Source organism: Sphingomonas anseongensis (assembly GCF_023516495.1).
In the GTDB taxonomy this organism is placed as follows: domain Bacteria; phylum Pseudomonadota; class Alphaproteobacteria; order Sphingomonadales; family Sphingomonadaceae; genus Sphingomicrobium; species Sphingomicrobium anseongensis.
The window spans coordinates 1,258,906-1,272,233 of record NZ_JAMGBC010000001.1 but is presented as its reverse complement, the minus strand read 5'-3'; the positions used below and the strand labels follow the sequence as shown (position 1 = coordinate 1,272,233).

The following is a 13,328-nucleotide window of genomic DNA, read 5'->3' as shown; positions in this document are numbered from 1 at the left end:
TAGGCGGCGCCATTTGGGGGTCGGCAAGGTGCTTGTCAACCGAGCCCGAGGCGCTAGGGCAGCGTCCATGCTCAACGCGGATTCTCGCATCGTCACGGTGTTCGGCGGGGGCGGTTTCATCGGCCGCTACGTGTGCGAACAGCTGTTCAAGCAAGATGTTCGGGTCCGGGTCGCCTGCCGCGATCCGAGAAGCGCCTATTTCCTCCAGCCGCTGGCCCCCGTCGGAGCGCTGGGCCTCGTGCATGCCGACGTCGCAAACCGGGATTCGGTGCGGGCGGCGGTCAATGGCGCATCGGCGGTCATCAACCTTGTCGGAACGTTCAGCGGCTCGCTTCAGGCAACCCATGTCGACGGCGCCCGCAACATAGCCGAGGCCGTGCGCGACCTTGGCGCCGGCTCGCTGGTCCATGTGTCAGCGATCGGAGCCGACAGTTCGGCCGATTCGGTCTACGGCCGGACGAAGGGGGAAGGCGAGGAAGCCGTTCGCGGCGCCTTTCCCAATGCCACCATCATCCGCCCGTCGATCGTCTTCGGACCCGAGGACGATCTCACCAACCGCCTGGCGGCCCTGTCGCGGCTGCCGCTGCTTCCGGTGGTCGCCGCCAAGCGGCGGTTCCAGCCGGTCTATGTGAAGGACATCGCAAAGGCGATCGCTATGGCCGCGCTCGATCCTCGCTCGTTCGGCGGCAGGACCTTCGAGATCGGCGGACCGAAGGTCATGACGATGGAGGACATCTATGCGACCGCGGCGCGCGCTGCCGGCCGGGAGCCGGAGCTCCTCGACCTTCCCAATTTCGCTTCCGCTTTGCTGTCGATGTTCGGCTTCCTTCCTGGGGCGCCGCTGACCCGCGACCAGTGGAAAATGCTCCAGAGCGACAACTTGCCCGCGAAGAAGGCCGAAGGGCTGGAAGCGTTCGGGATCGAGCCCGCGGCGCTGGAAGCCGTGGCCCCGGACTGGCTCGAGCGTTTTCGCCAAGGCGGCCGCTGGGCGGGCCGCGCCGTGCAGCAAGCCGCCTGAATGCCGGTCCTGCTGATTGCGATCATCCTCGGCATCGTCGAGGGCGTGACCGAATTCCTTCCGGTGTCCTCGACGGGACACCTGATCCTGGCGACCGAGCTTCTCGGTTTCGATGCGAACCGCTGGGCGGCGTTCAACGTGATCATCCAGCTGGGCGCGATCCTGGCGATCGTGGTGCTTTACTGGCGCACCTTCTGGGCGGTGCTCGAAGGCCTGTTCGGCGGGCAGAAGATGTCTTGGTTGTTCGTCCGCAACGTGCTGATCGGATTCCTGCCCTCGGCTATCCTCGGGTTCCTTCTGATCAACAATATCGAGGCGCTGCTCGGCAATGCGATGGTGGTCGCCCTGGCCCTGATCCTCGGCGGCGTCGCGATCCTCGTCATCGAGAAGACGGTGAAGCCCGGCAATATTATCGGCGTCTCCGAAATGCCGATGGGACGCGTGCTCGGGATCGGCCTGATCCAGTGCCTGTCCATGATTCCGGGAGTCAGCCGCTCGGGAGCTACGATCCTCGGCGGCCTGTCGCTTGGAGTCGAGCGGCGGACCGCAGCCGAGTTCAGCTTCTTCCTCGCGATTCCGACGATGGCGGGCGCCACGACGCTGGAGCTGGTCAAGCATCACGACGCCCTTCTGGCCGGGAGCGCCCAAGTCGGCTTCGGCACAGTTGCGGTCGGTTTCATCGTCAGCTTCGTGACTGCCATCGTCGTCGTGAAGGCGTTCGTCCACTACATCTCGAAGCACGGCTTCGGCCCGTTCGCCTGGTACCGGATCATCGCCGGTGGGGCGGCCCTCGTCTGGATCGCAATGCGCTGATTTGATTGCGCTTCTCGTCGTGATATGATCGCGGCCGAGGAGCTTGTCCCATGCGTAATATCCTCTTCCTGATGCCGCTCGCCTTGCTTGCAACGCCGGCCGTGGCCGCCCCGCCGCCTCAGCCCCAGCAAATCCAGATCCCGCCCGAGCTCACGGACCCCGCGACCATCGATCGCATGGGCAACATGATGCAGGCGCTGTCGAAGGCTTTCCTGAACCTCCCGGTCGGAGAGATCGAGGCGGCCGCCGAGGGGCGGCGCCCGACACGTGCGGAGAGGAAGCTTACGGTCCGCGACATGGCCCGGCGCGACGACCCGGACTTCGACCGCAATTTCGAACGGCAGATCGCGCAGGCCGGGCCGATGATGAAGCAGAGCATGAAGGCCTTTGGCGAAGCCCTGCCGAGGATATCTCAGTCGATGTCGCAGATCGCGGCGGAGCTGGAGCGGGTCACCGCGAACATGCCGCAGCCGATGGATCCGCAGCGTTAAGCCGTCAGCTGATACTGCTTGAGCAGGTCGTAGAGAGTCGGCCGGCTGATCCCGAGAAGCTTCGCAGCCCCCGAAATATTGTTGTCGGTGCGGCTCAGCGCCTGGCGGATCGCTTTGCGGTCGGCCGTCTCGCGGGCGGCTCGAAGGTTGATCAGCATGTCTTCGCCATCTGGCGCGTTGCCGGAAAGATCCAGATCCGCGGCGGTGACCAGCTTGCCGTCGGCCATTATCACGGCGCGCTTGATGCGGTTCTCCAACTCGCGGACGTTGCCCGGCCAGCTGTAACCATCGATCGCCGCAAGGGCGTCGGGCGAAATGCCCTGAACCTTGGTGTTCATCTCCCGGGCGAAGCGGTTGACGAAATGGCGGGCGAGAAGGACCGCATCGCCCGCGCGATCGGCGAGCGACGGGATCTTCACGACGACTTCGGCGAGCCGGTAATAGAGGTCCTCGCGGAAGCGGCCGTCGGAGATCATCTCCTCGAGCTTCTGATGGGTCGCGCAGACGATGCGCGTATCGACGGCGATCTGCTGCCGTCCGCCGATGCGCTCGATCACCCGTTCCTGGAGGAAGCGGAGGAGCTTGACCTGGAGCGGAAGCGGAATGTCCCCGACCTCGTCGAGGAACAGGGTGCCGCCCTCGGCAAGCTCGATCTTGCCGACGTTGGTCTTGACCGCGCCGGTGAACGCGCCCCGCTCGTATCCGAACAGCTCGGCCTCGAGCAGGTTCTCGGGGATCGCCGCGCAGTTGATGGCGACGAACGGCCCCGACTTGCGGTCGCTCTGGTCGTGGACGGCCCGCGCGAGAAGCTCCTTGCCGGTGCCGCTCGCGCCGAGGAGCATCACGGACACATTCGTAGAGGCGACCCGCTCGATCGTCCGGCCGACCTTGAGCATCTCAGGGGCGGCGGTGATGATCGATCCGAGCACCGTCGATCCGCCCGATTTCTCAAGGCGCCGGTTCTCGTCCTCGATGCCGTGGAGGTGAAAAGCGCGCGCCACGATCAGGCCGAGTTCGTCGATGTCGATCGGTTTCCGGTAGAAATCATAGGCCCCGAACGCGATTGCCTTCATCGCGCTTTCGCGGGCGCCGTGGCCCGACGCGACGATGATCTTGGTGTCGGGCTTCAGCTCGACGATGTCGCGAAGGGTTGCGAAGCCCTCGTCGGTACCGTCCGGGTCGGGCGGAAGCCCGAGGTCGAGAGTAACGACAGCCGGCTCGTGGAGGCGGAGCGCCTCGACCGCGGAGGCGCGGTCGGTGGCCGAGACGACCCGATAGCCGTCATAGGCCCACCTAAGCTGGCGCTGCAGGCCCTCGTCATCCTCGACGACGAGCAGGACTGGGAGGTCGGATTCGTTGCTCATGCGATCTTCCGCTGTAGTTCCGGCGGGGATTCGGCCGCCGGAAGGTGGATGGTGAAAGTAGTGCCCTGGCCAGGGCGGCTCTCGACGCTGATTCGCCCGCCCATGCTCGCGATGAGCGAGCGCGCCTCGAATGCGCCGATCCCGAAGCCGCTCTCTTTTGTAGAGACGAATGGCTGGAACAGCCGGCTTCGCACGAAGTCGGCGTCCATTCCCGAGCCCTTGTCGCTGATGAGGATCCTCACCTCTTCGGCGGAGCGGCCGACCCTGACCGTCACCGGCTCGTTCCGCGGGCTGGCGTCGATTGCGTTCTGGAGCAAGTGGCCGATCGCCTGGTCGAGCGCAGGCGCGTCTACCGCCACCCACTCGCCGCAGTCGCCGAGGAGCTTGATCTCGTGGATAGCGCGCCGTCCGGCGATTGCAGCCGTGACGATGTCGCGGAGCGGCTGTGGGTGAAGCTTCTGCGAGCGGGCAGTCGCCTGGGGTGAAAGCCGGGCAAGCAGGTCCGTCATCTTCTCGGTCGAGCTCTTAAGGGTCGCGATCATGTCGGCGCGGAAATCGGCATTGTCGGCGTGGCGCTCCGCGTTGCGGGTCAGGAGCGAAAGCTGGCTGACGAGGTTTTTGATGTCGTGCAGGATGAAGGCGAAGCGACGGTTGAATTCCTCGAACCGCTGCGCGTTCGAAAGGGCGCGCTGCCCCTGGGCCTCCGCCAGCGAGCTCGCGGCCTGCCGTCCGGCGGTGCGGATGAGGTCGAAGTCTTCCCAGTCCAGCGGGCGGCGGTATTCGGGCGCTGCGAGCAGGACGAGTCCGACGGCGCGCTCCTTGTGGATCAGCGGAACGCCGATCCACGCGTCGGGATCGTCGACCATCCACGCCGGGATTGCCACCGTTTCTGGAGCTCCACCCCAGCCACCGCGCGCGGCGTCGAGTTCGAGGATCCTGCCGCTGCTGGAGATTTCGTCCCAGAATGCGTCGGCGGAGGCGGCGTCCAGACCGGCTGGGCCTCGGCCATGCCAGTTCCACTCGGCACCGGTGACGAACGCGCCGGAGGAATCGCGCTCGAGAAGAAGGCCGCCGGGAGCGTCGAGAACGTCAGCGAACGCCTTGATGACACGCTCGCCGAGCGGCCGGGCGTCGGCCCCCGACGCTCCAAGCGTATCGGTGAAGCGGAGCCATTCGGTGCGGTAGTCATAACGATGCTCGAAGAAATGTTTGGCAATCTTGACCTTCGCCCAGCTTCGCGCGCGCGGGCTCGGGACGAGCACCATCGCGCCAACGACCATGACTGCGAGCAGTCCTGCCGAAAGCGAGCGAAGCCAGTCGCCGCCGGTGCCGCGAAGCGCCGTGGCGAGCACGGCCATCACCGCGAAATAAGCGCAGATCGCGAGCAGGGAGAGCGACTGGAAGGTCGCTGCCCTGGAAAGGCGGATCCGCCAATCGTCTTCGTGACGTGCGGCAAGCGCGAACAATGGGCCGGTCAGTGCGACTGCAAGGCCGCGCCAGTCGCCGAGGCCGGTCGCAGACGCCGGGTCGATGTAGGCGATGGTGTAGTAATTGAGGTCGTAAACCCAGCTGAGCGCCAGCGCGAGCATGGCGAAGCGGATGTTCGGACGGCTCGACGGCGCCGCCTGGCCGTAGAGATTGTGGACCAGCACCAACGATCCCGCGGCCGCGGTGATGCCGAGGATGCGCGCGGTCTGCTCGACTGCGGCGCTCGGCCCGACGATGAGAAGCGTCGAAGTGACGAACTCCATGCCCAGCACGGCCGACACAGCGCCATAGACCAGCCGCACGCCCTGCTGGCGCCCCTCGCTGGAGGTGTAGAGGCTGTAGAGGAGGCCGACCCACACGAGGTTGCGCGCGGTTTCCGCATAATGGGCAAGGCCGCTATTCGGGCCGATGGCCGCGAGCCACGACCAGCAGGCGGTCAGCGCGAATCCTCCGAGGAGCAGCCGGTGGCCCGGCTGGCGAGCGCCCGCGAACAGCCGCCACACGAGAAGCGAGGCGAACATGGTGGCGCCGAGCGCGTGGCTCCAGAAGGAGATTAGCGCGGACATGAGAGTGGCAAATCGACCGACATGGCGACAGGTGTCGCTAAACTTTACAAATAAGTGGTGAACGCTTCCTCGAACGCCGCTTTCTGGTAGCGAGGCCGAAGGAGGCAGGTCATGGTCAGCAAGCGCCCGATCGGAAGCAGCGGAATCGAGGTGGCGTCGCTGGCGCTGGGTGGAAACGTGTTCGGCTGGACCGCGGACGAGGAGACCAGCTTCGCCATCCTCGACGCCTTCGTCAATGCCGGCGGAACGATGATCGACACTGCCGACGTCTATACGGCGTGGGTGCCCGGCCACAGCGGGGGCGAGAGCGAAGGCGTGATCGGCCGCTGGCTGAAGCGCGACCCGTCGAAACGCGACAAGGTGGTGATCGCGACGAAGGTCGGGTTCCTGGAAGGCCTCGCTCCGGACAAGATCGCGGCGGCCTGCGACGCCTCGCTAGAGAGGCTCGGGATCGAGCGGATCGACCTCTATTACCAGCACAAGGACGATGAGACTGTCCCGCTCGCCGACAGCCTCGGCGCTTTCGAGCGGCTCGTCGAAGCGGGCAAGATACGCGCGATTGGCCTGTCGCAGTTCACTGCCGAGCGGCTCGACGAAGCGCTCGAAACGTCGCGGCGGCTGGAGCTCACTCCGGTTAGTGCGCTCCAGCCCTGGTACAATCTCGTCGAGCGGGCGAAGTTCGAGGACGGGCTGCGCGACGTCGCCGTCCGCAACGGCCTCGCCGTCTTCCCCTTCTACAGCCTCGCCAACGGCTTCCTCACCGGCAAGTACCGCTCGCAGGACGATCTGACGAAGTCGGTCCGCGGAATGCGCAACGTCGAATATCTGGAAGGCCGAGGAATGCGCGTTCTCCAGGTACTCGACGAAGTGGCCGCGGAAACGGGGGCTGCGCTTGCCACCGTCACCCTCGCCTGGACGATGGTCCAGCCGGCGATCACGGCGCCGATCGCGAGCGCGACGAGCATGGAGCAGCTCGGCGAGTTGCTCGCGGCGCTTCAGCTCCAGCTGACGCCGGATCAGATCGCGCGCCTCGACGCCGCAAGCGCTTAACGGCGGTTACGCCGAAGCGCCTCAATCGCGCGCCCACGCGATTTTCGCCGCTCCAAGGTCCGGACTAGAGTTGCGGCAAGGAGAGAGCGATGGGGTGGATGATCGGAAGAGCAGCGGTCGTGTCCGATCCGGAAGCGGCTCGGCGCAAGGCGCTGGAAAAGCTTCAGGGCCTGGCGGAGATGGACGATCCGGAAACCCTCGTCGTTCCGATCCTCATCGACGCCATATTGATCGCCGAAGCCTATCGCGGCGCTCGCCACCAGATCACCCAGCTTCCGGAGCTCACGCAAAGCGTCGATGCGCTTCTGCGCGAGCTGACGATCATCGAGAAATCGGCGCAGTGGGCAGCCGAGTAGTGTTTAGCCCTTCTTGAGCACGTCGAGCGCGGCAACGGTCAGCGCTTCCGTCGCCGTCGAAATCACCGCCTCCGCGTCCGGCGCCCAAAAGGGGCTGTGCAGGGAGGGCAGCTTGGTCGTGTCGCCGTTCGCCGCGTCCCACTTTTCCTTGGGCACTCCTCCCACCCAGAAGATGGTGCTCTGAGTGGACTTGTCGGCGAGCCAGTAGCGACTGAAGTCTTCCGCCGCCATCACCGGTTGCGGCTGGGTCACCCGGTCCTTGCCGAAATGGCCGGCGAACACCTGAGTCAAATGTTCGGCAAACGGCGAGGTGTTGAACGTCGCGTCGGCCGAAGGCTCTTCGATCTCGACGACGGGCATCTTGTCGTCCGGAAGCCCGGCCGCGATCGCTTCACCGCGGGCGATCCGTCGGATGCCGTCGAGAAGGAGCTTGCGGGTCTCGGGTGTGTAGCTGCGCACCGTCAGCGCGAGCTTGGCCTCGTCCGGAATGATGTTGCTCTTGGTCCCCGCATGGAAGCTCCCGACTGTCACCACGCCGGGATTGAGCGGGTTGTTCTCGCGGCTGATCAGCGTCTGAAGCGCGCTGACGATGCGCGACGCGAGGACGATCGGATCCTTGGTCGCATAAGGATAAGCGCCGTGGCCGCCGATGCCTTTGACGGAGATGTTCACCGTGTCGACGTTCGCCAGCACATAGCCTGGAGTCACCCCGATCTGTCCGGCGGGAAGCGACGCGGCGTCGTGGAAGGCGAGGAGATATTGGGGCTTGGGGAAGCGCGTGTAGAGTCCGTCGTCGAGCATCGCCTGGGCGCCCATCACCAGCTCCTCGCCGGGCTGCAGGACCATGACGACCGTGCCCGACCACTGATCCTTCATCGCCGCCAGCCGACGGCCCGTGGCGAGCCAGGTCGTAATGTGGGTGTCATGTCCGCAGGCGTGCATCACCGGAGTTGCCGTGCCGTCCGGCAGCTTGCCGACGACCTTCGACGAGAAGGGAAGGCCGGTCTGCTCCTTGACCGGGAGCGCATCCATGTCGGCGCGGATCAGGAGTACCGGGCCGGGGCCGTTCTTCATCACCGCGACTACGCCTGTCTTGCCGACATGTTCGGTGACGTCGAAGCCGAGCTTGCGCATTTCCGCGGCGAGCTTCGCCGGTGTTCGGACCTCCTGCATCGACAGCTCGGGGTTGGCATGGAGGTCGCGGTACAGCGTCATCAGCTGCGGCATGTCGGCCTGGACCGCGTCGGCAATGGTTGCGGCGGGGGCCATGCTCGAAAGCGTCATAGCGGCTACTCCGATGGCGATCGCGGACTTCATTCAAACGCACTCCTCAAGAGGCAGGGACCAACTCCATCACGTCGAGCTGAGATTCGAAATGCGGGTAGGGCATGACCAGCCGCCAGCGGGCCTCGCCGATCCGCTCGACATAGCCGACGACGTCGCGGTCGGGATCGACGCCGTATGGTGTCGCCCGCGCTTCATCGCCAAGCGTCAATGTGCCGAGGAACACGCTTCGGAGCTGGTCGTGCGGGAAGATGATCCCGACCTGGCGCTGGGACCCGTTGAGCTTGGCGAAGGACTGCGCTTCGCCCTTCTGCTGAACCCGGCAGTTGAAATAGGGATAAGCGACATAGTCGAGCATTCCGACCGACTTGGCTCCGAGCTTGATCACCCGGCAGCGATACATTCCGTCGGGGATCGGCCCGCCGATCGCAGAGTCGGGATTCAGAAGCGCGCCCTCCTTTGCGATGTCGGCGGCGTGACCGCTCTTGCTCGCTGCGGCGAGCGCCGCCGTGAATGCGCCCCGCCAGTCGCGGAGACGCGCACGGTCGGAGTCGGTAGCAACCGCTCGCCAGTCGTGCGCAGGCTGAACCACCGCCGTCGACGGCGCCATCATCGAGCAGCCGGTGCAGGCGAGCGGCAGTGCCAAGAAGGAGAGAGCGACCCGCATGGCGGTCAGACTATGCAGCCGTCCAGCCCCCGTCCATGCTGATGTTCGTGCCCGTAATCGACGCAGCTTCGTCGCGGCACAGAAAGACCGCAAGCGCAGCCACCTGTTCGGGAGTGACGAACTGCTTGGTCGGCTGGGCGGCGAGGAGGACGTCGTTCATCACCTGCTCGCGAGTCAGGCCGCGCGCCTTCATCGTGTCCGGGATCTGGTTCTCGACCAGCGTGGTCCAGACATAACCAGGCGAAATGCAGTTGACGGTAACGCCCTCCCGGGCAACCTCAAGAGCGGCGGTCTTGGTGAAGCCGGCGACTCCGTGCTTTGCTGCGACATAAGCCGACTTGTTGGGGCTCGCGACGAGGCTGTGAGCGCTCGCCGTGTTGATCACCCGGCCCCAGCCTTTTGCCTTCATCGCCGGAAGCGCGTGGCGGGTGGTGTGGAAGACCGCCGACAGGTTGATGGCGATGATCGCGTCCCACTTTTCGGGTGGAAAACTGTCGATCGGCGCGACGTGCTGGATCCCCGCATTGTTGACGAGAATGTCGGGCCCGCCGAGTTCGTCCGCGCAGCGGCGCATCATCCGCTCGATCGCAGCGGGGTCGGACATGTCGGCGCCATCGTGGACGGCTCCGAGCTCCGACTTCACCCGCTCGATTTCCTGCGTATCGCCGAAACCGTTGATCATCAGGCTGGCGCCCTCGGCGGCGAACGCGCGCGCAATCGCGAGTCCGATTCCGGACGTCGAGCCGGTGACCAGCGCGACTTTTCCTTCGAGAATCATGGAAGCTCCTTTCCTCCCGCTAGTCGCCGCCTGACGACCTGTTTGCAACTGCCGTGCCCGTTCGCGCATTGGGGGCGGAACAGGGAGGAGTGAACCATGCGTCTTGGCGGCGAACCCGAAAGCAGCAACTTCGAGGACCGGACCGGCCAGTCCGGCTATGGCTTTGGCGGCGGAGGCGGCAACGCGCTCGGCTGCCTGATCCCCCTGATCATGAGCCGGTTCGGGCTCGGCGGCGTGGTCATCCTCGTCATCGGCTACTTCATCCTGAGCTCGCTTGGCGGGCTCGGCGGCGGCGGTGGAATTCTGCCGGGTGGCGGGACGCAGCAAACCGCGCCTTCCGGCCAGTCCACGCTCGACCCGAACGTTCGATCCTTCCTGACGCGCGTGCTTGGCTCGACGGAGCAGACCTGGGGCGAGATCTTCGCCAAGAGCAACGCCCAATATTCGCCGACCACGATGGTCGCTTATTCGAACAGCAGCAGTTCGGGCTGCGGTGCAGCGCAGGCGGCGATGGGCCCATTTTATTGTCCGACGGACAAGAAGATCTACATCGACCCGCAATTCTTCAACGAGCTTTCACAGCGGTTCGGAGCGCCCGGCGACTTCGCAATGGCGTATGTAATTGCCCACGAAGTCGGACATCACGTGCAGGATTTGCAGGGCGGCCTCGACGAAGCTCACAATGCGCAGGTTCGGGCAAGCGAGGCCGAGGGTAATGCCATCCAGGTGAGGGTGGAGCTGCAAGCCGATTGCTACGCGGGCGTGTGGGCGGCCAATGCGCGCGACGAACGCGGAAGCATCATGGAAGCAGGCGACATCGAAGAAGGCATGCGCGCCGCCGAAGCCATCGGCGACGACACGCTTCAGAGGCAGACACAGGGGCGAGTTGTTCCGGAGAGCTTCACGCACGGCACGTCGGCACAGAGGATGGCTGCGCTCCGCACCGGGTACCAGAGCGGCGACCCGGCCGCCTGCAAGATCTAGACCCGGACGAGCATCTTTCCGGTGTTGGCGCCCGAGAACAGGCCGAGGAACGCATCGGGGGCCTTTTCCAGCCCATCGAACACGGTCTCGTGCGAGCGGACTTTGCCGGTGGCCATCAGCTCGCCCATGTCGCGATAGAATTCGTCGAGCCGCGACACGTAGTCGCCGTAGAGGAAGCCGCGCATGGTAACGCGCATCGCGATCATGCGGATGATGTAGCGGAATTGCTGCGGCTCCCGGCTGTTGTAGCCGGCAATCATCCCGCACAAGGCGAAGCGGGCGTTGAGCCGGGCGCGGGCGAAGGCGGCATCGAGGTGGTCGCCGCCGACATTGTCGAAATAGACGTCGATGCCGTCGGGGGCGGCGTCGCGAAGCGAGGCCAGAACTGGGCCGGCGCGATAGTCGATGGCGGCATCGGCGCCGAGCGAGCGGACGAACTCGCATTTCTCCTTGCCGCCTGCGGATCCGACGACGGTCATGCCCTTGGCCTTGGCGATCTGTACGACCGCTGAGCCGACCGCTCCCGCAGCAGCCGAGACGAAGACCGTGTCTCCCGCCTTGGCTTGGGCCGCGTCGAGGAGTCCGAAGTAAGCTGTCGCTCCCGGCATTCCGAGCACGCTCAGGAACGTTTCCGGCTTTGCTCCGACATCGGGAATCTTGGTGAGCGCCTTCGCCGGCAGCACTGCCTCGTCGCGCCAGCCGGAAAAGTGGGAGACGAGATCGCCGGGAGCAAAGCCGTCGGCCCGGGATTCGACGACCTCGCCGATCGCTCCTCCGTCCATGGGCTCATCGATCTGGAACGGCGGGATATACGACCTCGACTCGTTCATCCGGCCGCGCATGTAGGGATCGACGGACAGCCAAAGGTTGCGGACGTGCACCTGGCCGTCCTCGAGCTTTGGAAGCTCGATGTCGCGAAGGGCGAAATTGTCGCTCGTCGGAAGCGCCTCGGGGCGGCTCACCAAATGCCAGGCTCGGGCCATCGATCCCTCCTTTTCGAGCCGCTGCTTAGGCTCGCCGGGCGGCATGCGAAAGGCCCGGCAGCTCGCGCCGCCGGGCCTTCCTCATTCCAGCTTCAGCAGGGCCTAGCTCTTGTAGGTGCCGGAGAAGCTCCGCTCGAGGTCGGTGCGCTCGCCGCCTTCGCCGCGGTCGTCGTCGCGCCCGAACAGGCCGCGGCCGTCCGATTCCTGGAATCGGCTCTTGGCTTCCTCAGCAGGCATTTCGAGCCGGACCTGGTCGCCCTCGACCGTCTGGACCATCGAACAATCAATCATGTGATGCCGGTTGTCGTCCGAATCCGACCTCGTGAGGACGATATGGTCGCCCTTGACGCAGTCGACCTTGCCGACCGTCTCGCCGTCGCTTCCGACCACATCCATATGCTCGCGGATGCTGCCGAGATGCTGCCGCTTCGACATGCGGTTCTGCCTCCAGCTGCCGAAATCGCTCTCGAACCGGTTCTGACGTTCGCGGCAGTAATTGTCATAGTCGCGGTCGAGCTCGTCGAGCTGGCGCTGGCGCCAGGCGTGATAGTGGCGATCCTCGTTACGGTCCGACCGGCCATAGTCGCCGGCCATCGGCCGGTAGCTGCGGTCGCTTTCGCGGTCGCCGCCGAAGCCCGAGCCGTAGCCGCCGCTTCCGTAGCCGTTGCTGCTTCCGGCGCCGTAGGTGCCGCCATAGCCGAAGCTCGGCCCGGTCGGGGACATGTAGTCGGAGCTCATCGACCCGCCGATCCCGCCTCGCGACGAGTAGTCGCGGTCGTAACCGGCATAGCCGCGGGTTGACTGGCCGGAGCGATAGTCGCGGTCGCTCGACGTCCAGTTTGTCGGCCGGCTGCTCGACCGGTTGCGGTCAAAGTCGCGGTCCGAGCTTGCGACGGACTGGCGGTCGCGGTCGTAGTCGCGTCCGAAGCCACGGTCATAGTCGCGGTCGCGGCCCCAGCCGCTTTCGCGTCCCGATCCGCGGTTCATCTGCTCGTCCTGGCGCCGACGGCGCTCGGCGTCGTCGTCGCCGAACCAGGAGGCGATCTCGTCGCCAGCGCGCTCGAAGAACCCGCGCTCGTCGCGGCGGCCGCGCTCGTAGTCGCTGTTGCCTCGCCAGTCGCGGTCGCGGCGTGTTTCATAACGGTCATAGGCCATCATCTGGTCTCCTTCGTGGGAATCCGGGGCGGCGGGGTGAACCCCCGCGCGTCACAGGGAAAAAACGAATGGAGGAATGGCGCCGTTCCGGTTGGGAGGCCTTCAAAACGACCGTTTTCGGCAAGGCGGGTGAACCCTGCGGCGAGCGATTGCGTGGAGGGGAATCCGGGGCTATTGCAGCCGCTCCAAAGCGCGCCCAAGGGCGTGTCTTTCCTGCCAGGCTGGCGGCGCGGGGCTGTAGCTCAGATGGGAGAGCGCTGCAATCGCACTGCAGAGGTCAGGGGTTCGATTCCCCTCAGCTCCACCAGCCTTGCCTGCCTGGCATCCAGCG

13 protein-coding genes and 1 tRNA gene are annotated in these 13,328 nt (G+C 65.5%); 7 read left to right on the top strand and 7 right to left on the bottom strand.

Translation table 11 applies throughout. From position 1 onward, the window contains the following. Positions 1 to 67: 67 nt before the first annotated feature. The 3 genes from LZ519_RS06620 to LZ519_RS06610 are packed head-to-tail and all read left to right on the top strand — an operon-like array spanning position 68 to position 2,322. Positions 68 to 1,018, top strand: coding sequence for a complex I NDUFA9 subunit family protein (locus tag LZ519_RS06620; protein WP_249867914.1), 951 nt, complete (start codon positions 68 to 70; stop codon positions 1,016 to 1,018). Next, entirely contained in the window at positions 1,019 to 1,831 is an 813-nt protein-coding gene (locus tag LZ519_RS06615; protein ID WP_249867913.1) for an undecaprenyl-diphosphate phosphatase, read from the top strand. 50 nt (positions 1,832 to 1,881) lie between these two features. Beyond that, positions 1,882 to 2,322, top strand: a complete 441-nt coding sequence (locus LZ519_RS06610) for a hypothetical protein (RefSeq protein ID WP_249867912.1) — start codon at positions 1,882 to 1,884, stop codon at positions 2,320 to 2,322. On the opposite strand, the gene prsR is transcribed toward LZ519_RS06610, so the two are convergent. After that, the gene (prsR, locus tag LZ519_RS06605; RefSeq protein ID WP_249867911.1) at positions 2,319 to 3,686 is read right to left on the bottom strand and encodes a PEP-CTERM-box response regulator transcription factor; all 1,368 of its coding nucleotides are present in this window, start codon (positions 3,684 to 3,686) and stop codon (positions 2,319 to 2,321) included. The genes LZ519_RS06610 and prsR overlap by 4 nt on opposite strands. Further along, a complete protein-coding gene (prsK, locus tag LZ519_RS06600; RefSeq protein ID WP_249867910.1) occupies positions 3,683 to 5,740 on the bottom strand; it encodes an XrtA/PEP-CTERM system histidine kinase PrsK in 2,058 nt (685 codons plus the stop codon). Before prsK ends, prsR begins: the two co-directional genes overlap by 4 nt. 111 nt (positions 5,741 to 5,851) lie before the next feature. On the opposite strand from prsK, the gene LZ519_RS06595 reads away from it, so the two are divergent. Then, positions 5,852 to 6,790 carry an aldo/keto reductase gene (locus tag LZ519_RS06595; RefSeq protein WP_249867909.1) on the top strand — a complete coding sequence of 313 codons (939 nt, stop codon included), beginning with the start codon at positions 5,852 to 5,854 and terminating at the stop codon, positions 6,788 to 6,790. An 89-nt stretch (positions 6,791 to 6,879) separates the two neighbouring features. After that, positions 6,880 to 7,146 carry a hypothetical protein gene (locus LZ519_RS06590; RefSeq protein ID WP_249867908.1) on the top strand — a complete coding sequence of 89 codons (267 nt, stop codon included), beginning with the start codon at positions 6,880 to 6,882 and terminating at the stop codon, positions 7,144 to 7,146. A gap of 3 nt (positions 7,147 to 7,149) precedes the next feature. Here the strand turns inward: LZ519_RS06590 and LZ519_RS06585 are convergent, their stop codons facing one another. Genes LZ519_RS06585 through LZ519_RS06575 form a run of 3 tightly spaced genes read right to left on the bottom strand, consistent with a single transcriptional unit; the run spans position 7,150 to position 9,875 of the window. Continuing rightward, on the bottom strand, positions 7,150 to 8,463 hold the full coding sequence (locus LZ519_RS06585) for an amidohydrolase (RefSeq protein WP_249867907.1): 1,314 nt from the start codon (positions 8,461 to 8,463) through the stop codon (positions 7,150 to 7,152). A 13-nt stretch (positions 8,464 to 8,476) separates the two neighbouring features. Then, positions 8,477 to 9,097, bottom strand: a complete 621-nt coding sequence (locus LZ519_RS06580; RefSeq protein WP_249867906.1) for a DUF4893 domain-containing protein — start codon at positions 9,095 to 9,097, stop codon at positions 8,477 to 8,479. 10 nt (positions 9,098 to 9,107) lie between these two features. Next, positions 9,108 to 9,875, bottom strand: a complete 768-nt coding sequence (locus tag LZ519_RS06575) for a 3-hydroxybutyrate dehydrogenase (protein ID WP_249867905.1) — start codon at positions 9,873 to 9,875, stop codon at positions 9,108 to 9,110. 96 nt (positions 9,876 to 9,971) lie between these two features. Between LZ519_RS06575 and ypfJ the strand changes: the two genes are divergently transcribed. Next, entirely contained in the window at positions 9,972 to 10,859 is an 888-nt protein-coding gene (gene ypfJ, locus LZ519_RS06570; protein WP_249867904.1) for a KPN_02809 family neutral zinc metallopeptidase, read from the top strand. Here the strand turns inward: ypfJ and LZ519_RS06565 are convergent. Both LZ519_RS06565 and LZ519_RS06560 read right to left on the bottom strand, forming a co-directional pair. Beyond that, positions 10,856 to 11,842 carry an NADP-dependent oxidoreductase gene (locus LZ519_RS06565; RefSeq protein ID WP_249867903.1) on the bottom strand — a complete coding sequence of 329 codons (987 nt, stop codon included), beginning with the start codon at positions 11,840 to 11,842 and terminating at the stop codon, positions 10,856 to 10,858. The two genes, ypfJ and LZ519_RS06565, sit on opposite strands and share 4 nt — an antisense overlap. A gap of 102 nt (positions 11,843 to 11,944) precedes the next feature. Then, positions 11,945 to 13,000 carry a DUF2171 domain-containing protein gene (locus tag LZ519_RS06560; RefSeq protein WP_249867902.1) on the bottom strand — a complete coding sequence of 352 codons (1,056 nt, stop codon included), beginning with the start codon at positions 12,998 to 13,000 and terminating at the stop codon, positions 11,945 to 11,947. 228 nt (positions 13,001 to 13,228) lie between these two features. On the opposite strand from LZ519_RS06560, the gene LZ519_RS06555 reads away from it, so the two are divergent. Beyond that, a tRNA-Ala gene (locus LZ519_RS06555) sits at positions 13,229 to 13,304 on the top strand. The last annotated feature ends 24 nt before the right edge of the window (positions 13,305 to 13,328 follow it).

Coding starts and splice junctions, on each gene's coding strand:
- LZ519_RS06620 (WP_249867914.1), top strand. CDS start 68: ATGCTCAACGCGGATTCTCGCATCGTCACGGTGTTCGGCGGGGGCGGT.
- LZ519_RS06615 (WP_249867913.1), top strand. CDS start 1,019: ATGCCGGTCCTGCTGATTGCGATCATCCTCGGCATCGTCGAGGGCGTG.
- LZ519_RS06610 (WP_249867912.1), top strand. CDS start 1,882: ATGCGTAATATCCTCTTCCTGATGCCGCTCGCCTTGCTTGCAACGCCG.
- prsR (WP_249867911.1), bottom strand. CDS start 3,686: ATGAGCAACGAATCCGACCTCCCAGTCCTGCTCGTCGTCGAGGATGAC.
- prsK (WP_249867910.1), bottom strand. CDS start 5,740: ATGTCCGCGCTAATCTCCTTCTGGAGCCACGCGCTCGGCGCCACCATG.
- LZ519_RS06595 (WP_249867909.1), top strand. CDS start 5,852: ATGGTCAGCAAGCGCCCGATCGGAAGCAGCGGAATCGAGGTGGCGTCG.
- LZ519_RS06590 (WP_249867908.1), top strand. CDS start 6,880: ATGGGGTGGATGATCGGAAGAGCAGCGGTCGTGTCCGATCCGGAAGCG.
- LZ519_RS06585 (WP_249867907.1), bottom strand. CDS start 8,463: ATGAAGTCCGCGATCGCCATCGGAGTAGCCGCTATGACGCTTTCGAGC.
- LZ519_RS06580 (WP_249867906.1), bottom strand. CDS start 9,097: ATGCGGGTCGCTCTCTCCTTCTTGGCACTGCCGCTCGCCTGCACCGGC.
- LZ519_RS06575 (WP_249867905.1), bottom strand. CDS start 9,875: ATGATTCTCGAAGGAAAAGTCGCGCTGGTCACCGGCTCGACGTCCGGA.
- ypfJ (WP_249867904.1), top strand. CDS start 9,972: ATGCGTCTTGGCGGCGAACCCGAAAGCAGCAACTTCGAGGACCGGACC.
- LZ519_RS06565 (WP_249867903.1), bottom strand. CDS start 11,842: ATGGCCCGAGCCTGGCATTTGGTGAGCCGCCCCGAGGCGCTTCCGACG.
- LZ519_RS06560 (WP_249867902.1), bottom strand. CDS start 13,000: ATGATGGCCTATGACCGTTATGAAACACGCCGCGACCGCGACTGGCGA.